At 58.7% G+C, this 18,145-nt stretch carries 22 protein-coding genes; 13 read left to right on the top strand and 9 right to left on the bottom strand.

Annotation, left to right across the window (positions count from 1 at the left end; all coding sequences use genetic code 11):
• The first annotated feature begins 150 nt into the window (after positions 1–150).
• The 3 genes from GF108_RS13905 (at position 151) to GF108_RS13895 (ending at position 2,320) form a co-directional block, all read left to right on the top strand.
• On the top strand, positions 151–987 hold the full coding sequence (locus GF108_RS13905; RefSeq protein ID WP_370462210.1) for a transglycosylase SLT domain-containing protein: 837 nt from the start codon (positions 151–153) through the stop codon (positions 985–987).
• Positions 988–1,379: 392 nt separating this feature from the next.
• A complete protein-coding gene (locus tag GF108_RS13900; protein ID WP_027233407.1) occupies positions 1,380–1,595 on the top strand; it encodes a cold-shock protein in 216 nt (71 codons plus the stop codon).
• 311 nt (positions 1,596–1,906) lie between these two features.
• The gene (locus tag GF108_RS13895; protein WP_027233408.1) at positions 1,907–2,320 is read left to right on the top strand and encodes a BA14K family protein; all 414 of its coding nucleotides are present in this window, start codon (positions 1,907–1,909) and stop codon (positions 2,318–2,320) included.
• Between the two features lie 48 nt (positions 2,321–2,368).
• Here the strand turns inward: GF108_RS13895 and GF108_RS13890 are convergent, their stop codons facing one another.
• From GF108_RS13890 to GF108_RS13880, 3 genes are all read right to left on the bottom strand, one after another.
• The gene (locus GF108_RS13890; protein WP_153668450.1) at positions 2,369–3,016 is read right to left on the bottom strand and encodes an MBL fold metallo-hydrolase; all 648 of its coding nucleotides are present in this window, start codon (positions 3,014–3,016) and stop codon (positions 2,369–2,371) included.
• 192 nt (positions 3,017–3,208) lie between these two features.
• Positions 3,209–3,520: a hypothetical protein gene (locus tag GF108_RS13885; protein WP_027233410.1), complete on the bottom strand. Its 312-nt coding sequence runs from the start codon at positions 3,518–3,520 to the stop codon at positions 3,209–3,211.
• A gap of 132 nt (positions 3,521–3,652) precedes the next feature.
• Positions 3,653–4,543: a branched-chain amino acid aminotransferase gene (locus GF108_RS13880; RefSeq protein WP_153668449.1), complete on the bottom strand. Its 891-nt coding sequence runs from the start codon at positions 4,541–4,543 to the stop codon at positions 3,653–3,655.
• A gap of 251 nt (positions 4,544–4,794) precedes the next feature.
• Here GF108_RS13880 and GF108_RS13875 point away from each other — a divergent pair, with 251 nt between their 5' ends.
• The 3 genes from GF108_RS13875 (at position 4,795) to GF108_RS13865 (ending at position 7,539) form a co-directional block, all read left to right on the top strand.
• Entirely contained in the window at positions 4,795–5,298 is a 504-nt protein-coding gene (locus GF108_RS13875) for a MarR family winged helix-turn-helix transcriptional regulator (RefSeq protein WP_091923819.1), read from the top strand.
• A 73-nt stretch (positions 5,299–5,371) separates the two neighbouring features.
• The gene (locus GF108_RS13870) at positions 5,372–6,073 is read left to right on the top strand and encodes a response regulator (protein ID WP_370462166.1); all 702 of its coding nucleotides are present in this window, start codon (positions 5,372–5,374) and stop codon (positions 6,071–6,073) included.
• Between the two features lie 170 nt (positions 6,074–6,243).
• Positions 6,244–7,539 carry an ATP-binding protein gene (locus GF108_RS13865; RefSeq protein WP_370462209.1) on the top strand — a complete coding sequence of 432 codons (1,296 nt, stop codon included), beginning with the start codon at positions 6,244–6,246 and terminating at the stop codon, positions 7,537–7,539.
• Positions 7,540–7,553: 14 nt separating this feature from the next.
• On the opposite strand, the gene GF108_RS13860 is transcribed toward GF108_RS13865, so the two are convergent.
• Complete coding sequence (locus tag GF108_RS13860; RefSeq protein ID WP_027233415.1) at positions 7,554–7,874, bottom strand: ribbon-helix-helix domain-containing protein; 321 nt, start codon at positions 7,872–7,874, stop codon at positions 7,554–7,556.
• Between the two features lie 218 nt (positions 7,875–8,092).
• Between GF108_RS13860 and GF108_RS13855 the strand changes: the two genes are divergently transcribed.
• The 3 genes from GF108_RS13855 to GF108_RS13845 all read left to right on the top strand — a co-directional run bounded on the left by GF108_RS13855 (position 8,093) and on the right by GF108_RS13845 (position 10,771).
• The gene (locus GF108_RS13855; RefSeq protein ID WP_027233416.1) at positions 8,093–8,488 is read left to right on the top strand and encodes a VOC family protein; all 396 of its coding nucleotides are present in this window, start codon (positions 8,093–8,095) and stop codon (positions 8,486–8,488) included.
• A gap of 96 nt (positions 8,489–8,584) precedes the next feature.
• Positions 8,585–9,154, top strand: coding sequence for a gluconate 2-dehydrogenase subunit 3 family protein (locus tag GF108_RS13850; RefSeq protein WP_153668447.1), 570 nt, complete (start codon positions 8,585–8,587; stop codon positions 9,152–9,154).
• A 45-nt stretch (positions 9,155–9,199) separates the two neighbouring features.
• A complete protein-coding gene (locus tag GF108_RS13845; RefSeq protein ID WP_153668446.1) occupies positions 9,200–10,771 on the top strand; it encodes a GMC family oxidoreductase in 1,572 nt (523 codons plus the stop codon).
• A 101-nt stretch (positions 10,772–10,872) separates the two neighbouring features.
• Here the strand turns inward: GF108_RS13845 and GF108_RS13840 are convergent, their stop codons facing one another.
• From GF108_RS13840 to GF108_RS13825, 4 genes are all read right to left on the bottom strand, one after another.
• The gene (locus tag GF108_RS13840) at positions 10,873–12,087 is read right to left on the bottom strand and encodes an MFS transporter (protein WP_153668445.1); all 1,215 of its coding nucleotides are present in this window, start codon (positions 12,085–12,087) and stop codon (positions 10,873–10,875) included.
• Between the two features lie 60 nt (positions 12,088–12,147).
• Positions 12,148–13,137, bottom strand: coding sequence for an AraC family transcriptional regulator (locus tag GF108_RS13835; protein WP_153668444.1), 990 nt, complete (start codon positions 13,135–13,137; stop codon positions 12,148–12,150).
• 97 nt (positions 13,138–13,234) lie between these two features.
• Positions 13,235–13,570 carry a tRNA-binding protein gene (locus GF108_RS13830; RefSeq protein ID WP_113280793.1) on the bottom strand — a complete coding sequence of 112 codons (336 nt, stop codon included), beginning with the start codon at positions 13,568–13,570 and terminating at the stop codon, positions 13,235–13,237.
• Between the two features lie 32 nt (positions 13,571–13,602).
• Complete coding sequence (locus GF108_RS13825) at positions 13,603–14,103, bottom strand: YbjN domain-containing protein (RefSeq protein WP_091924029.1); 501 nt, start codon at positions 14,101–14,103, stop codon at positions 13,603–13,605.
• A 518-nt stretch (positions 14,104–14,621) separates the two neighbouring features.
• Between GF108_RS13825 and GF108_RS13820 the strand changes: the two genes are divergently transcribed.
• The gene (locus tag GF108_RS13820; RefSeq protein ID WP_153668443.1) at positions 14,622–14,795 is read left to right on the top strand and encodes a hypothetical protein; all 174 of its coding nucleotides are present in this window, start codon (positions 14,622–14,624) and stop codon (positions 14,793–14,795) included.
• 63 nt (positions 14,796–14,858) lie between these two features.
• Here GF108_RS13820 and GF108_RS13815 read toward each other — a convergent pair whose 3' ends face one another.
• Positions 14,859–15,170 (bottom strand): accessory factor UbiK family protein, encoded by a 312-nt coding sequence (locus tag GF108_RS13815; RefSeq protein ID WP_153668442.1) that lies wholly within the window; start codon positions 15,168–15,170, stop codon positions 14,859–14,861.
• A gap of 179 nt (positions 15,171–15,349) precedes the next feature.
• Between GF108_RS13815 and lgt the strand changes: the two genes are divergently transcribed.
• The 3 genes from lgt to pgeF are packed head-to-tail and all read left to right on the top strand — an operon-like array spanning position 15,350 to position 18,142.
• Positions 15,350–16,201 (top strand): prolipoprotein diacylglyceryl transferase, encoded by an 852-nt coding sequence (gene lgt / locus GF108_RS13810; protein ID WP_091924033.1) that lies wholly within the window; start codon positions 15,350–15,352, stop codon positions 16,199–16,201.
• The gene (locus GF108_RS13805; RefSeq protein ID WP_153668441.1) at positions 16,198–17,301 is read left to right on the top strand and encodes a class I SAM-dependent methyltransferase; all 1,104 of its coding nucleotides are present in this window, start codon (positions 16,198–16,200) and stop codon (positions 17,299–17,301) included. The genes lgt and GF108_RS13805 overlap by 4 nt, the downstream gene beginning before the upstream one ends.
• 49 nt (positions 17,302–17,350) lie before the next feature.
• On the top strand, positions 17,351–18,142 hold the full coding sequence (pgeF, locus tag GF108_RS13800; RefSeq protein ID WP_113280795.1) for a peptidoglycan editing factor PgeF: 792 nt from the start codon (positions 17,351–17,353) through the stop codon (positions 18,140–18,142).
• The last annotated feature ends 3 nt before the right edge of the window (positions 18,143–18,145 follow it).

The raw sequence follows: 18,145 nt of genomic DNA, 5'->3' as shown, positions 1-18,145 counted from the left end.
ATTATTTTCCTTCATTCAAACATTGTCTGCAGCGCCCGCATGTGGAATCGGGCGTTCGACCTTTTAGCAGATTTGGGGCCATGCTTGGCATCTTCCGCCGAAGCATAAACGGGGAATGGTATCAGAGTGAATTGGCTCGCAAAGCCCGGCATGCTCCTGGCATTGATGCTCCTGCCTTCGCTGGGTGCGTCGGCGGCCGAATCCCCTACTGCCGCGCCACCGCCGCCTCCGACGATCGGGCAGATATGCGCAGCCATTGCGACCCATGCCGACGGTTTCGGTGTGCCACGCGATTTCTTCGCCCGGCTGATCTGGAAGGAAAGCCGGTTTGATGTGCAGGCGGAGAGCCCGGTCGGCGCGCAGGGTATTGCCCAATTCATGCCGCGTACCGCCAAAGAAAGGCGCCTCGACGACCCCTTCGACTTTCACAAGGCGTTGCCGGCTTCCGCGAGCTTTCTCAAGGACTTGCGCAAGGCATTCGGCAATTGGGGATTGGCCGCTGCCGCCTATAATGCCGGCCCGACGCGCGTTGCCAACTGGCTGGCCAGCGGCGGATTCCTTCCCCTCGAAACCGAGGAATACGTCCTCGACATAACCGGGCAATCGCCCGATGATTTTGCTGCGGGCGCCGACATCAACAAGCGTCCGCTCAACGCCAAACTCAGCTTCGATGCCGCGTGCCGCCAGTTGCCGATCGTCCGGTTTGAGACAGTTGCCATGTCGCAGATCAAGCCCAAGCCCTGGGGAATTCAGATCGCCGGCAATTTCCGCCGCGCTGCCGCGGCGCGCCAGCTCGACCGCCTGCGCCAGAGCTTCCCCGCCATCCTCGATACGCATGAGCCGGTCATCAGCCGCAACCGCACTCCGATGGGAAGGCGCGGCATCTATGCGGTGCGGATAGGCGCCGACAGCCGTCCGGAAGCCGACAAGATCTGCGCCCAGTTGCACAGCGCGGGCGGAGCTTGCATCGTGCTGCGCAACCGCTGAGCGGGCGCGATACACCCCTCGGAACATCCCGTTTCTTTCGCGTCAAAGGTGTCATCGGGCGAACTTCACGCGATTTTTTACTTCGCCAAGTATGCAGCCCGCAATGTCCTTCGATATAGTCGACTAAAAGGTAGTAAAACTTTTGCTTGCCAAAAAACACTTATTCTAGCAGTCTCAAAGCGTTCGGGCATCTGCGAACACTGGAAGACTGGAAGAACGGCGCGCCGGAACCGCAAGAATACCGGGTCGGGAGCAATCCCGGCAATGATCGGCTCCTTTCCTGAATTCGAGAACTGCCTGCATGACACCGTTGGACGTAACGCACCGAAAACGGCTCTACCAATCCCGCTAACCCGAGGGGGGACGCGGTAAGTAAGGAAAAGGAACGAAGCATGGCACAGACCGGTACGGTCAAATTCTTCAACAGTGAAAAAGGCTTTGGCTTTATCAAGCCCGACGACGGCGCAGCGGACATTTTCGTCCACATTTCCGCCGTACAGGCTTCTGGGCTCACAGGTCTCGCGGACAATCAGAAGGTTTCCTTCGATACCGAACCGGATCGTCGTGGCAAAGGCCCCAAGGCCGTCAACATCACGATCACCGAATAATACCGGCAGCTTGCGCTGCCAAAGATCCCCGATCGGCTGTCGGGGATTTCAGACGGCATCATTTTGGCGCGCCATTCGGCCAGTCGCCACGTTAAGCGTTTTGTGCTTCGATGCCTTGGATTTGCTAAAATTCTATGTGCTTTCTCGGGCTGCCGTCAGAAATGACCGGCAGGCGAGCGCACTGGCATTTGTTCAGCCTGCATTCATTCTGAAAGGCTTAAAACGGAACTACAACTGAGGCTCCAGCATTGTCTCAGTCAGGACTACGCCAGAGCGCATGGCGCTCTGCAGCATGCTTCAAGGAGGCACACATGAATATCGGCACCAAGATTGCCATTCTCACCACCGCCGCGCTTGCAACCGTCGTTGCACCGCTGACCTCTGCCTCCGCCGACAACTGGCGCTGGCGCCATGGCGGTTACTATCATCACGACAACAGCGATGCCTGGGTCGCAGGTGCCGCAGGTCTTGCTGCTGGCGCCCTGATCGGTGGCGCTCTCGCCGCGCCGCGCCAGCCCGACGTGATCTATCGCGACTACGATGACGGCTATTATCGCCGCCCTGTAACGGTCTACCGCGAAGCTCCGCGTTATTACGGCGCCGGCGCACGGCCATGGTCGCGTGAATGGTACCGTTACTGCTCGAACCGTTACCGGTCATTCAACCCGGAAACAGGTACCTTCCGCGGATATGACGGCCGCGACTATTTCTGCAACGCCAACTGACTTGCAGCCATAAACATTCGAAAACCGCCGGCCAGTCCGGCGGTTTTGCTATGCGCTTGTCAGGAAGGGGTTGGTCCGGCGCTCCTCGCCAAAGCGCCCGCCCGGGCCATGGCCGCAGATGAAGCCAATATCGTCGCCAAGTGGCAGCAGCTTCGTCTTGATCGAGTTGATCAACGTTGCGTGGTCCCCGCCCGGCAGATCGGTCCGCCCCACCGAACCATTGAAAAGCACGTCACCCACATGCGCAAACTTGGCGGCGCGGTTGTAATAGACGACATGTCCCGGCGCATGGCCTGGGCAATGCAGCACCTCGAAAACATGAGTGCCGAACGACACCGTATCGCCGTCCTTCAGCCACCGATCCGGCGTGCAGTTGCGCACATTATCGGTGATGCCGTATTGCACTGCCTTCGCCTCGATACTGTCGAGCAGGAAGCGGTCCGCCTCGTGCGGTCCGATGATATCGACGCCGAGCGCTTCCTTCATATCCATTGCGCCGGCCGCGTGATCGATATGTCCGTGCGTAATCCAGATCGCTTCGATGGTGATGCCGTTCGACTGGATTGCGCCCAGCACCTGTTCATTGTCGCCGCCCGGATCAATGAGCACGCCATGCTTGTCGTCGCTGTCAAAAAGGATCGTGCAATTCTGCTGGAAGGCCGTAACGGGGATGATTCCTGCCTGCAACTGTCCCATTAATATGCCTTCCTGTTTCTGTTCAACATATCACCAGCGGGCCTTATCATCGCGGAAAAGCCCTCTCATTTCAGATGGCGGGCCGCTTACGGAGCGCAACCATCCTCTATTCGCTCAACCTTATAAGCCTCAATCCGCAAATGAAAAGGGCGGCCAGTGGCCGCCCAAAACCCGTTATGTCGCGAAACCAGATCAGGTCTTCGCCATCGAATTCTTGATCGCGCCGATGATCGCCGTCAGGATAATGCCGCCGATACCGCCGCCGGCGACCTGGCCGATGATCGCGCCGAGATCGAGCCCCGACGATGCTGCTGCGTTCGCGACCGCCTCGGCACCGCCGGCGCCGAGAAATTGCGTCAGATATCCGCCAATGAGACCCCCGATACCGCCAGCAACCGTGTTGCCGGTTGTGCCGAGGCTCAGGTTCTTGAGAAGTCCGCCGACAATATTGCCGCCGACGCCACCTGAGATAAGCTGGATAATGATAGGAAGAAGCGCTTCCATGATTGACACCCCGTCAACGTTTCATGCCAGACTCATGCCTGACATGGTCATGATGACTATGTTTTAAGCAAAGTCAAACAACTTGGCGTCGTTTTAACAGGGTATCAAACACTAATTTCATTAGACTTTCGTCTACTCTGCAGCCGCTTTCTTTGGCATTACTTCCGCAGCGTAATCATTCATCAGGTTGATTGCGATTTCACCAACGCTGAAACGATACGGTCCGATCTCGGAGACTGGCGTCACTTCGGCGGCGGTTCCGGTCAGGAAGCACTGTTCGAAACCTTCCAGTTCCTCGGGCAGGATCGCCCTTTCGACAACCTCGTAGCCGCGCCGTTTGGCCAGATCGATGACGGTGCGCCGCGTGATGCCGTCGAGGAAGCAATCGGGCGTCGGTGTGTGAATGACGCCGTCCTTGACGAAGAAGACATTCGCACCCGTGGCTTCCGCGACTTGTCCGCGCCAGTCGAGCATCAGGGCATCGGCGTAGCCCTTGGCTTCAGCGGCATGCTTGGAGATGGTGCAGATCATGTAGAGGCCGGCGGCCTTCGACTTCGATGGAGCTGTTTTCGGATCCGGCCGGCGATACTCGGCAAGATCAAGACGAATGCCCTTCAGCTTTTGCGCAGGATCGAAATAGCTCGGCCATTGCCAGATGGCGATGGCGACATTGATCTTGTTGGCCTGGGCGGAAACACCCATGGTCTCACTGCCGCGCCAGGCGACGGGACGTATATAGGCATCCTTGAACCCCTGCTTTGCCAGAAGCTTGCGGCAGGCGTCGTTCAATTCTTCCACAGTGAAGGGTATCTTGAAGCCGAGGATGCGCGCTGATTCGTGCAAGCGCTCGGTATGTTCATTGAGCTTGAAGATCTCGCCGCCATAGGCGCGTTCACCTTCAAAAACCGAGCTTGCATAGTGCAGGCCATGGGTCAGCACGTGAATTTTTGCATCCGCCCAGCGAACGAATTCGCCGTTCATCCAGATGTAACCTTCAAGCTGATCAAATGGGACGGATGCCATGTTTTTCCTCCAGGCGTTGGATTCCTGTTATTTTTTCAAGTTCGAGTTGCTACCAACTGGTCCAGAATACCGATTGGTGTACCATTGCCGGCAGGCACAAACAGGCGTTTCGAAGAGGAAAATGTCTCGGAAACACTCATCAGCTTTTCGTTTTGTTCAAAACGCGGCCAACAGCTTGCCAAAAATTATCAACAGTCTAAAATTATGTCAACAACGCTGACATAATTTTCCAACTGGAGCGGGAAACCTGCATGAAATCTTATACACCCGATCGGCATATCGAGACAGCCCTGACGAAAAGCGACGCGCGCGAACTTGACATCATCGAGCTGTTCTTCTTTGCCTATCGCGACTTCACAGCCGATCCCGACATGATTCTCGAGAAACTTTCTTTCGGGCGCGCCCACCACCGCGTTCTCTATTTCATCAATCGCAAGCCGGGAATGACCGTGGCCGAACTTCTGGACGTTCTGCAGATCACCAAGCAGAGCCTCGCCCGGGTCTTGAAGCAATTGATTGATACCGACCATGTGGTCCAGATACCGGGCCCGCACGACCGGCGCCAGCGCGAATTATACCCCACACCCAAAGGGCGCGATCTCGCGCTCGAACTTGCGGCACCGCAATCACGCCGCATTGCCGGTGCATTGGACCAAATCGGTCACTCCGACCGCGCCGTGATCGAACATTTCCTCAAAGCAATGGTCAATCCTTCACAATGGCAACAGATCGACAGTCTACCCAAGGCAGGATAGAAATTTAGTGCACGAAGAATTGGAATTGAAAGAACAAGGGACGCAAGACCCGGCAATCAGAGGGACACACCTGGTGAGTGAAGAACATCCGCTATCGGACGATGCGCCGCATCTGCTCATCGTCGACGACGACACCCGAATTCGCAATCTACTGTCGCAATATCTTACCGGCAGCGGCTTTCGTGTTACGGTGGCCGCCAACGCCGACGACGCCCGCCGCAAACTTGCCGGCATTGATTTCGACCTCCTGATTCTGGATGTGATGATGCCGGGCGAAACCGGCGTTGCCCTGACGCAGTCGCTGCGCAAGGAAAAGACCGTGCCGATCCTGATGCTTACGGCGCTGTCGGAAACCGACAGCCGCATCGCCGGGCTCGAAGCCGGCGCCGACGACTATCTGCCGAAGCCGTTCGATCCGCGCGAACTGATTCTCAGGATAAACAACATATTGCGCCGCGGCGCCCCGGCAGCCCAGGCCAAGATCGAACAGATCGTATTCGGTCCCTATACGTTCATCATCGCCAAGCGCGAACTGAAACGGTCCGGCGAAATCATTCGCCTCACCGATCGCGAACAGGATATCATGGCGATCTTCGCCGCGCGCGCCGGCGAGACCGTGCCCCGGCACGAACTGACGGGCCAGGAGGGCGATGTCGGCGAGCGTACGATCGACGTCCAGATCAACCGCCTGCGCCGCAAGATCGAAAACGATCCAGCCAATCCGGTTTGGTTGCAGACCGTGCGCGGCGTCGGCTATAAACTCAGCGTGGAGTAGGATCCCGACCCTCGTGATCCGCGCCATTACAATGCGTGAGCGGACAACGAGTAATGGCACAGACTGATTCCGCAAAGCGCGCATTGGCCGTCAGAAAGCGTCACTGGCGGCGCAGGCGAAGCACGCTGCTCGGTCCCTGGCGAAAGTTCACGCGCTGGCTCGCGCACTGGATGCCGAAACGGCTCTATGCGCGATCCCTGATCATCATCATCGCTCCGATGGTGCTGTTGCAGTCGGTAATCGCCTTCGTGTTCATGGAAAGGCACTGGCAAACCGTTACGCAGCGCCTTTCCACGGCTGTGGTGCGCGACATTGCCGGCATAATCGACCTGATGGACACCTATCCACAGGATCCCGGCTACGAGAATCTCATTCGAATCGCCCGCGAACGCCTCGCGCTCAACATCTCCATATTGCCGGGCGATCCGCTGCCCGCACCAGGCCCGAAGCCGTTCTTCTCGATTCTCGACGGCATCCTCAGCGAGGAAATCACGCGCCAGATCAACCGTCCGTTCTGGATCGATACGATCGGGGACTCCGACCTCGTGGAAATTCGTATCCAGCTCGACAACAAGGTCCTGCGCGTCTTCGCGCGCCGCAGCCAGGCCTATGCGTCGAACACATTGATTTTCTTGGTCTGGATGGCAGGCTCCGCCCTCGTTCTCCTGGCGATTGCGATCCTCTTCCTGCGCAACCAGATCAAGCCGATCCAGCAGCTTGCATCGGCGGCAGACAGTTTCGGCAAGGGACGCTCGCCGCCTCCCGACTTCAAGCCGCGCGGTGCCGAGGAAGTGCGGCGCGCCGGCGCCGCCTTCATCGTCATGCGCGAGCGCATCGAACGGCAGATCGAACAGCGCACGACCATGCTGAGCGGGGTAAGCCACGATCTTCGCACGATCCTCACGCGCTTCAAGCTGCAACTCGCCCTCGTCGGCAACAGGGTCGATACCGAGGCCATGGAGCAGGATATCGACGACATGCAATCGATGCTCGAAGGCTATCTTGCTTTTGCGCGCAGCGAGGCCGAGGAGGAAACCGGCGCATTCAGCCTCGAACGCTTCTTCGCCAAGCTCAAGGAGGAAGGAACGCTGCTCGACCGTGGCTTCAGCTCGATCATCAAGGGCGAGCCGGTCATTCAGGTCCGCCCCAATGCTTTTTCGCGGCTGATCTCAAACCTCGTGTCGAATTCGTTCCGCTACGCCAGGAATGTCTCGGTTCTGGCCGACCATCGTGAAGGCTGGCTGACGATCACGATCGACGATGATGGTCCCGGCATTCCCAAGGAGATGCGCGACGAGGTGTTCAAGCCATTCTTCCGGCTCGACGAGGCACGCAATCAGGACTCGAGCGGAACCGGACTCGGCCTTGCCATTGCGCTCGATATAGCCCGCAGCCATGGCGGCGACATTACGCTGGATGAAAGCCCGGCCGGAGGGCTCAGGGCTGTCGTGCGAATTCCGGCCTAGGCCTGTTGCGGCAGTCAGGCCGCATGTTCATTGATCAGCGCCGACCCGCATTCTCCGGGTTTTTCGGCTGCAATCTGGACGCCGCGCAGATAGAGCGCACATGTCGTGCGCAGCATTGAAGCAAAATTGGGTATCTCTCCCTGTGCTTGCAAAGCCTCGTCGTAGAGCGTCGAAATGAAGCGTGGCGTGGTCATTTTCTGGCTTTCGGCAATCTCGTCGAGCAGTTGCCAGAACGTCGCTTCGAGTTGAATGCTGGTAGAATGTCCGCCGATGCGCACAGAACGATTGATCTGCCGATAACCCTGCGGATCCTGTTCTGCAAATACCTTGCACATTATCAAGACCTCCCTTTCTGCCTGATGACCGCGTCCGTAATCGGTGCCCGAACGGACGGAATGGTCATTGGTGCGTTTTGAGAAAATTTATTCCGCTTGCAAGGCGGTGTGGTAGCCGATTGCCACCACTTTTCTTCTCCCAGGCGCATAATCACCGACAAGTCTCGACACTGCAACCTCGTTTTGAGACGAACCCGTCAACCCCCATGGAGGCGCCCTTGGCAAAAGCCATTCATTCGATGATCCGTGTTCTCGATGAGGAAAAATCGAGGTCATTCTATAAGTCGGCTTTCGGTCTCGACGTCGCCGACCGGCTGGACTTCGATACGTTCACGCTCATTTATCTGCGCAATGAAGAAACGCCGTTCGAACTCGAACTGACGATCAACAAAGGCCGGACCGAGCCCTATAATCTTGGGGACGGATACGGTCATCTAGCGGTCAGCGTCGACGACCTCGACGCCATCCACGCGCGGCTGAAAGGCCTCGACTACAAGGTCCGCGACATTGTCGAATTCAAGCGGGAGGAAACGATGATCGCGCGCTTCTTCTTTGTCGAAGATCCGGACGGATACAAGATCGAAGTACTGGAAAGACAAGGCCGGTTCGTCTGAACCGGCCGAGCGGCGTTGGAGGAACGCCGTCATAGCCAGCAAGGGCATTTCGCCGGTTCTCCGGCGGGTGCCGATAGCAAGCAAGGGAGGAATTCAATGGTTACAATCTTCAACCGCAAGCCGGATCTGGACGAGTCCGGCCCGAGCGGCAAGGGCATATCCCGGCGCGATCTTCTGAAAAGCGGCGGCAGCGCAAGCCTTGGCGCCATTCTCATTATCAGCGGCAGTTCGATCATCCATCCAAAATTCGCCTGGGGATTGGAGACGACAAATCTCGATCCGCAGACCATGGCGACCCTGATCCAGATGGCGCGCGACGTCTATCCGCACGATCAGGTGCCCGACCGCTTCTATGCGATCGCCGTCAAGCCTTACGACGCCAAGGCCGGTGAGGACCCGAAAACCAAGAAGCTTGTCGTCGACGGCGTCGCCGATCTCGACAAGCGTGCCGGCAAGGGCGGTTACCTTGGTCTCGGCTGGGAAGAAGACCGCCTGGCCATTCTTCGCAAGATCGAGGACACGCCGTTCTTCCAGACCATTCGCGGCGGACTCGTAACGGGCCTCTATAACCAGAAGGACCTTTGGCCGATCTTTGGCTACGAAGGCGAATCCTTCTCGAAGGGCGGCTACATCGCCCGTGGCTTCAGCGACATTGAGTGGCTCTGACGGCAAGTCCGATAGAACCGAAGATTTGGCTAATGGGAGGAAACCATGGCTGCACCCTATGATCTCAAAGACGACAGCGTCGTCGTCATCATCGGCTCTGGCGCCGGCGGCGGCACGCTTGGCAACGAACTTGCACAAAAAGGCATAGACGTCGTCATCCTCGAAGCGGGCGCGCGTCACGAATATGATGATTTCATCAATGACGAGTGGGATAGCTTCGGCCAGCTTGCATGGGTCGACAAGCGCACCACCTCGGGCGATTGGCGCGTCGCCAAGGACTTTCCAAACCTTCCAGCCTGGATCGTCAAATCCGTCGGCGGATCGACCACGCACTGGGCCGGCGCATCGCTGCGCTTGCAGGACCACGAGTTCGAGGCGCTGACGCACTACGGCAAGGTCAAGGGTGCGAACCTTCTCGACTGGCCGATCACCCTTGCCGAACTCGAGCCCTATTATGCCAAGGCCGAGGACAAGATGGGCGTCACGCGCACCAATAATATCGAGGGTCTGCCCGGCAACAACAATTTCAAGGTGTTGAAAGCCGGCGCCGACAAGCTCGGCTACAAGGAATGCAATACCGGTCACATGGCCATCAATTCGGCCGAGCGCGACGACCGCATGTCCTGCCAACAGACGGGCTTCTGCTTCCAGGGCTGCAAATGGGGCGCGAAATGGTCGACGCTCTATACGGAAATTCCTAAAGGGGAGAAGACCGGCAAGCTCGAGGTCCGTCCCAATTCAATGGTGCAGAAGATCGAGCACGACAAGAGCGGCAAGGTAACCGGCGTCCTCTACGTCGACAAGGATGGCAAGCAGCAATTGCAGAAGGCTCGCATCGTCGCCGTTGCCGGCAATTCGATCGAGAGCCCGCGCCTGTTGCTGAACTCCGCGTCGAGCATGTTCCCGGACGGGCTCGGCAATTCCTCCGGGCAGGTCGGACGTAACTACATGCGCCACACCACCGGCTCCGTCTACGCCGTGTTCGAGAAGCCGGTGCACATGTATCGCGGCACCACCATGGCCGGTATCATTCGCGATGAGGCAAAACACGATCCGTCGCGCGGCTTTGTCGGCGGCTATGAGATGGAAACACTGTCCCTTGGCATCCCCTTCCTGGCGGCCTTCCTCGATCCGGGCGCGTGGGGCCGGTCTTTCACCTCGGCGCTCGATCAATATGTAAACATGGCTGGCATGTGGATCGTCGGCGAAGACATGCCGCAAGAGGATAATCGCATCACTCTGCACAAGGATGAGAAGGACAAATATGGCCTACCCATCGCCAATGTGAACTTCAGCGACCATCCCAACGACAAAGCGATGCGGGATCATGCCTATAAGCAGGGTCAGGAACTCTATAAGTCCGTCGGTGCAGCGCGCACCTTCCCGACACCCCCCTATCCTTCGACCCACAATCTCGGCACCAACCGGATGAGCGAGAAGGCAAAGGACGGCGTCGTCAACAAGAACGGGCAGAGCCACGACATCAAGAACCTGTTTATCGCGGATGGAAGCCAGTTCACGACGGGCGGTGCTGAGAATCCGACGCTCACAATTGTCAGCCTGGCAATCCGCCAGGCCGACTATATCGCACAGGAGATGGCGGCCAAGACTATCTGAAAACGCCCGGTCGATTTCTCCCAAGCAGACCGGGCTACGCCATTGGCGCAATTTCCCGTCGAGATTGCGTCAATGGTGTAGCTAGCCCTTGACCACCGGTCCTATTCTTCAGTGCGGGGCTGTAACAGCGCCAGCACGGCTGTCGCTGCGGCAAGTATGCCGGTAAGCGTCAAGGGAGCCGTAGCGCCATAGGTATCGACGACATAACCGCCGACAACCGCGCCAATCGTGATGGCGACCTGGAAAGAGGTGACCATCAGGCTGCCCGCCGCCTCCAGCGCGTCAGGCGCGGCGCGGGACAAGTTTGTCGGCAGCACCACCGGAGCCATGCCGAAGGCAAAGCCCCACAGCGTAGCGAAGCCGAAGGCAACGCCAATGTGCACGCCCCAAAGTACCAAGGCGAGTGCCGCAAATGCCATCAGGGCGGCGGTGATAGCCAGCGCCATGCGGATATTGGTGTCGGCCAGGCGGCCGCCGGCGATATTACCGACCACGGCGGCGACACCGAAGCCGAGCAGCGCCAGGGCAATCGGTCCGGTTGCAAGGAGCGTTACGTGTTCGAGGAATGGGCGCACATAGACCGAGCCGGCAAAATGCCCCGTCATCAGCAAAAGAATGGCTAGCATGCCGAGTTGAATGCCGCGCCTCCGTGTCAACCGAAGGACATCGGCAAGGCTGTTGCTTGTGGTTGCAGGCAAGGTCGGCAGGCTGAGCAACTGCAGCAGCATGGCAAACGCCGCCAGCCCCGCGGTCATGGCCATGGCGCTGCGCCAGCCCAACCAGTCGCTGATCAATGCACCCATGGATGGTGCGGCAATCGTGGCGAGCGATACGCCAAGGGTGACGATAGCCATGCCCCTGCCTGTCGCATTGGCGCCGACCAGCCTTGCCACGACGGCGACTGAAAGCGCCCAAAACGCGCTGAGGGCGATGCCCAGCCCGGCCCGGCCCAGCAATAATAGCCAGAAATCGGTGGCTAGCGCCGCAAGAATGTTGGAACCGATCGCAAGGGCGCTGAGGCCGACCAACACGGTCTTGCGGTTCAAGCGGCCGATAAGAACATTGCTCAACATGGCCGTGACGGCGCCGACGGAAGCAGTGGCAGTGACGACCTGTCCGGCCGTCCCCTCGCTGATGCCGAGATCGCGCGCCATCGGCGTCAACAGGCCGGCCGGCAGAAACTCGGCGGAGACGAGAGCAAAGCTGGCCGCCGCCATTGAAAGCACCGCGAACCAGGTACCCCGGCTCCACGCAACTGGCGCGGCGCCATCAAGCTCTATTGCCGCGCCTTCAAGCTGTAGTGTTGTGTCTGTCATCGAAGCATCTCCAAGGTTTGTAGATACTTCATAAATCAGTTTCCTCGGATGATCTGTATCCTAAAATCCGAAATTCATGTCTGTTCGTCCGGAAATTGTGCGGCGCACAACGCCCGGCGAGACGTTGGTGATCCGCTTGAATGCGCGGGCGAAGGATGCCTCGGATTCATAGCCCAACCGGGTAGCAACCTCGGCAACCGACATGCCGCTTTGCCCCAGCAACTCCCGGGCAAGCTGCATACGCAGACGAGCGAGATAGCGTGCCGCGCCTTCACCTAAAACAGCGCTGAATCGTTCGGCGAAAATCGACCGCGACTGGCCGGCAAGGCCGGCGAGACTTTCGAGAGTCCAGTTACGGCCGGGATCCCGATGCATGGCTGCCAGGGCGCGCCCTATATGCGGGTCTCGGATGGCGGCGAGCCAACCGGTTGTCGAGGCTCCGTTGCAATTGACCCAGCAACGGATGAGCCGCGCCGTAAGGAGATCCGCCATGCGCGACAGGATGGTGGCGCTCCCCATCTGCGGTTGCGCGGCCTCGGTCGTCATGGCCGCCAGCAAGGGACCGACGATCGGGTCATTTCCGGCTACGTCGCAGCCCTTGATGATGGGCGGCATCAACGTGATCAATGGGTTAAGCGCACAGGCGTTCAGCGCCATGGAACCGCAGAAAAGGGTGCTGGTCGCCCCGGTACCTTCGCGCACAACTTCGCAGACATTGCTCCCCAACTTGGTCACCTGGCAACTCTCGAGCGAGTCGCCCGACACGTCCGGCGCGCTGGCGAGCCGATGGGCGATGCCCTGCGGCAGCAGCACCAGGTCGCCATCGTGCAATTCCTGCCAGCCGTGCACTTCCGTATGCATCCAGCAGGGACCCTGCCCGACAAAGTGAAAACGAAGGAGCGGTTGTTGCGGAAAGGCGATGCTCCATGGATGTCGGAGCTCGCAACGACCATAATTGACGCCATTCAAGCGAAAGTCCTGCAGGACCTCGCTCAGCGCATCCATCGGAATATGTGGCGGCGAATTTGGTCGGGACGAATGATCAAGCATTTCGCTAATCTATATGCTGAACGTCCGACAGGCAAGTGGGGCCGATATTCTGCAATAGCCTTTCCAGCCTTCGGCGCGAAGGCGAGACGGCCGCCAACTAGAAGAGCTTGCCGCCATTCGGCACTGGCTTGCTGACCGCCGCAAGCACGACGGCGCCTTCCTCATCCGGAAATCCGAGCGTCAGGACTTCCGACATGAAGGGCCCGATCTGGCGGGGCGGGAAATTCACCACCGCCATGACCTGCCGGCCTTGCAATTCCTCGATCGTATAATGCTTGGTGATCTGCGCCGAAGAGCGCTTGATCCCGATCTCGGAGCCGAAATCGATCTTCAGCTTAAAGGCGGGCTTGCGTGCCTCCGGGAATGCTTGGGCCTCGATGATGGTGCCGACGCGGATATCGACCTTTTCGAAATCGTCAAAACTTATCGTCATGATATTTGGATGCTGCCTGAACGTTGAACCGATCAGGCCGAACCTACCGTCTCGAACAGGATGCTGTCGAGTGATTCCCGTGCGGTCGAGCCCGACCAGACGACGAACTGGAAGGCCTGGAAATAGGTCTCGCAGGCATCTAGCGCGCTTGAAAGCAGAACTTCGACCTGTTTGCTGGTTGGCTCGGCGCCGCCCGAAAGCAGCAGCGATTGACGGTACATGATGGCGCCTTCCTGGCGCCAAAGGTCGAAATGGCCCATCAGCAATTGTTCGTTTATCAGGGAAAGCAGGCGCATGACCTCGTTGACCCGCGGCTCGCTGATCGCGATGTCGAAAGCGCAGGCAAGATGCAGCGCCTCGAAATCCTCCATCCACGAAAAGGAAATCTGGTAGTCGGTCCAGCTCCCTTCGACGGTTATGGCAATTTCATCTTCCCCGGTGCGCTCGAATGCCCACTCATTGGTGTGGGCAACATGTTCAATCACATCCACTGGATGGAGATCACGCGCAATTTCTATTTCCAGAAGGCTCATCGCCATTACCTGCTATTTCGAATCCCATCGACGCTGCGGGAATGCAGCACCCACCCAAAGCACACATACGCTTGAAACCGCACCGACAGGCAGAACGCACCAGCCGGATGACGGCTGGACGCCAGCCCAACCGCTGCATGATCCCTTTTACGAATCATGCTGTAATTTCAGTGTATTGATGCTGAGTCCGAGCGCCAGCCCCCTTTTGGTCGAATGGCGCGAATGGGTGTGGAAAGACGCTGCCAAAAAGATTCACGAGCCCCCTTTAACCGACTCTAAGAAAACGATTTTCGGCGATTTCCACCTGTTGATAAATTCTTAAGATTTATTTTGGGGATTGCGCATTGGCGGCGGAAATACACAACGCCGGCGATGAAAAGCCAGCTTCATTTTCGTAAACTCCAACGACCCGGTCCATTCTCGCGATAAGGCCAATGCATGGTTTCGTCATATGTCCGATATCGTGGGCATTTAACCTGTCGTTCGGCAAGGCGATCAACAAACAACGGAGACGTGCGATGTCCAGTGAATCAGGTGCAAAAGTGACCGTAAGCCAGAAAAATGACGACGGGCTCTGGTACTATGCGATAACCGCCGAGGGCAAACAGGGACCCAAGGTTGGCCCTTTCGATACGGAGGAAGCGGCGCTCGCAGCCGGCGAAGACAGATTGGCAAAAGGCGAATCGGCCTAGCTCGAATCCCGCACGCAGAAAGGTCTGACGAGCCGGTTCAGATCGAGATCGCGGCGCTGGACGCTATGCTTTCTTTGCCCTGGCCCTCGACACGCCGGGTTTCTCGGCGTCCGCGGTTTTGCCATCGGTGCCTACGAGAGCCTCCAGCGCCTCGATCCGCGCCAGCAGCGCGGTGTTTTCGGCCCGGGCTCTGATCGCCATCTCGCGCACGGCCTCGAAGTCCTCGCGCTGGACGACGTCCATGGTGTTGAGCAGCCGTTCCGCCTGACCGCGAAAGGCGGTTTCGACTTCGCGCCGGACGCCCTGCGCTGCGCCCGCAGCATCGGTCACAAGCTTTGCCAGTTCATCGAGAACGCGGTTTGGTCCATTGCTCATGGCGGATACCTCTCTGGTTTCGTGAAACAAATAATCGTCGCCGACAGCGATTGCAAGCAAGTCCGACAATCGCCGTGATTGGCGCAAGCCCGCACAAATGTTACCCAACACGCCGCTTGACGCTGTTCATGCCCTCGCGCATGGTCCCGCCAACATTTGTCCTGCCACGGAGCGCCTTTGTGAGCGAAATCCTCCTTCCTGCATTAGCTGCGATTGCTTTTCCTGATATTGATCCTGTCATATTTTCCATCGGCCCGCTTTCCGTGCATTGGTATGGACTTGGATACGTCGTCGGCATTCTCTTTGCCTGGTGGTATGCGAAGAAACTCATCTCCAAGCCACGTCTGTGGGCGAACAATACACCGCCGATGAAGCCGACCGATCTCGACGATTTCGTCCTTTGGGCGGCGCTCGGCGTCGTCCTCGGCGGACGCACCGGCTACATTCTTTTCTACGATCTGCCGAAATATCTGTCCCATCCGCTCGATATCTTCAAAGTTTGGGAAGGCGGCATGTCGTTTCACGGCGGCCTGCTGGGTGTTATCCTTGCGATGATCCTGTTTGCCCGTTCGCGCAGGATTAACGTGTACAGCATGTTCGATACCATCGCGGCTGGCGTGCCTGTCGGGCTCGGACTTGTGCGCGTTGCCAATTTCATCAACAGCGAACTCTGGGGACGTCCGACCGACGTGCCGTGGGGCATGGTCTTTCCGACGGGCGGACCCTTCGTCCGCCACCCGAGCCAGCTCTATGAGGCAGGGCTTGAAGGCATCGTCCTCTTTACGGTACTCGCCGTGCTCATCTTTTACGGACGAAAGCTGAAATGTCCGCGTTTTATCAGCGGAACCTTCATTGGCCTCTATGGCCTGTCGCGTATCTTCGTCGAGTTTTTCCGCGAGCCGGACGCGCAGCTCGGCTATCTTTACGGCGGCTGGCTCACAATGGGCATGGTGCTGTCGATACCGATGATTCTGGTTGGACTTGCCTTTATAGTGTCGGCACGAAATCCCGAGGTCGCAACAGGGCGATGAACCTGAAAGAGCGGATCATCAGGCAGATCGAAGCGAGCGGCCCGATCAGCGTCGCCGACTATATGGCGATGTGCCTGTTTGATCGTGATGCGGGCTACTACACGACGCGCGAACCCTTCGGCAAGGATGGCGATTTCATCACCGCGCCGGAAATCAGCCAGATGTTCGGCGAGCTCATCGGCGTCTGGTGCGTCAATGCCTGGCGCGCGCTCGGCGCTCCTGCCTCCTTCGTTCTTTGCGAAATGGGTCCGGGGCGCGGCACGCTGATGCAGGACCTCCTGCGCGCCGCAGCCAAGCTCTCGCCGCAGTTCGCCGCCGCCGCCAGAATCCACATGGTCGAGATCAGCGATCGCCTGCGGTCGGTGCAACAGGAAAAGCTGGCGGCGCATGCCGAACGCATCACCTGGACGGAGACCTTCGGCGAAGTCGCCGATGGCCCCCTCCTCCTCGTTGCCAATGAGCTTTTCGACGCCATTCCAGCGCGCCAATACGTCAAGACCAACGGTCGTTTCGTTGAGCGCATGATAGCGGCCGACCCTGCAGGCCGGCTGTTCTTTGCTGCGGGTTCCGGTTCGATCGAGGCTGCCCTGTTGCCGGCCGGAAGCGATGTTGCACCCGAAGGCAGCATATTCGAGATCGCTCCGGCGCGAAGTGCGTTGATGCAGAAGATCGCCATGCGTCTGCGCAATCAGCGCGGCGCCGCGCTGCTGTTCGACTACGGCCACCTGCAACCCGGGTTTGGCGACACGCTGCAGGCCCTCAGCCGCCATGAATCGGTTGACGTGCTGCATATACCCGGCGCAGCCGATCTCACCACCCACGTCGATTTTCACAGTCTGGCGCAGGCCGCCCGTCATGAGGGCTGCAAGACGAATGCCATGACCCAGGGCGATTTTCTCATCGCCATGGGCATTCTCGACCGGGCAGGCGCGCTTGGCCGTGACAAATCGCCGGAATTTCAGGAACGGATTCGCGCCGATGTCGAGCGCCTCGCGGGACCCGACCAGATGGGCACACTGTTCAAGGTGCTGTGCGTCGCGGACGTGGCAACGCACACCTTTCCATTCGAACGCAGCGAAGCCGGAAGCCAGGGCAATTGACTTCGCGCGCTCGCTCAACCACCATCCCGGGCCTTGAAAGGCATACAGCATGATCAACTCCGAAAAACCGGCACCGTTGCGCTCAGCCCTGCTCGGATCCCCCGAAGAAGACCGAATCGCCCATGGATTTTTCACCCGCAAGGGTGGGGTGTCGGACGGCATCTATCGCGGCCTCAATGTCGGGAGCGGCTCCAAGGACAATCAGGAGCGCGTCCGCGAAAACCGAAGGCGCGTAGCCGAAACGCTCGGTGCCCCGCTGACACACCTCGTCACGGTGCATCAGGTGCACTCGCCGGACGTCATCACGGTGAACCGTCCCTTTGTCGGAACGCGGCCGAACGCCGATGCCATGGTGACGGCAACGCCAGGCATCGTCATCGGCTCGCTCTCGGCCGATTGCGGTCCGATACTTTTTGCCGACAAGGACAAGAAGGTGGTCGGCGCCGCCCACGCCGGCTGGCGCGGGGCGCTAGGGGGCGTCCTCGAAAATACCGTTGATGCGATGATCGCGCTCGGTGCAAAACGCGATCGCATTCAGGCTGTCCTCGGCCCAACGATTGGCCCCGACAATTATGAAGTCGGCAGCGAATTCTACGACCAGTTCGTCGAGCGGGACGCTTCCTACAAGGATTTTTTCCGTCCGTCGCACAACAATGGCCACAAGATGTTCGACCTTTGGGGTTTCATCGTCGGCCGGCTCGAAAAGGCCGGCGTGAACGCATCGGCGCTTCGCCAATGCACCTATGCCGACGAGGATCAGTTCTTCTCCTATCGCCGGACGACGCATCGCAAGGAACCAGACTACGGTCGGCAAATCTCGGCGATCACCATTACGGAGTAACAG

The organism is Phyllobacterium sp. SYP-B3895, assembly GCF_009647635.1.
Lineage (GTDB): Bacteria > Pseudomonadota > Alphaproteobacteria > Rhizobiales > Rhizobiaceae > Phyllobacterium > Phyllobacterium pellucidum.
The sequence above is the reverse complement of the archived record's forward strand: the minus strand, read 5'-3'. Positions and strand labels throughout refer to the sequence as shown.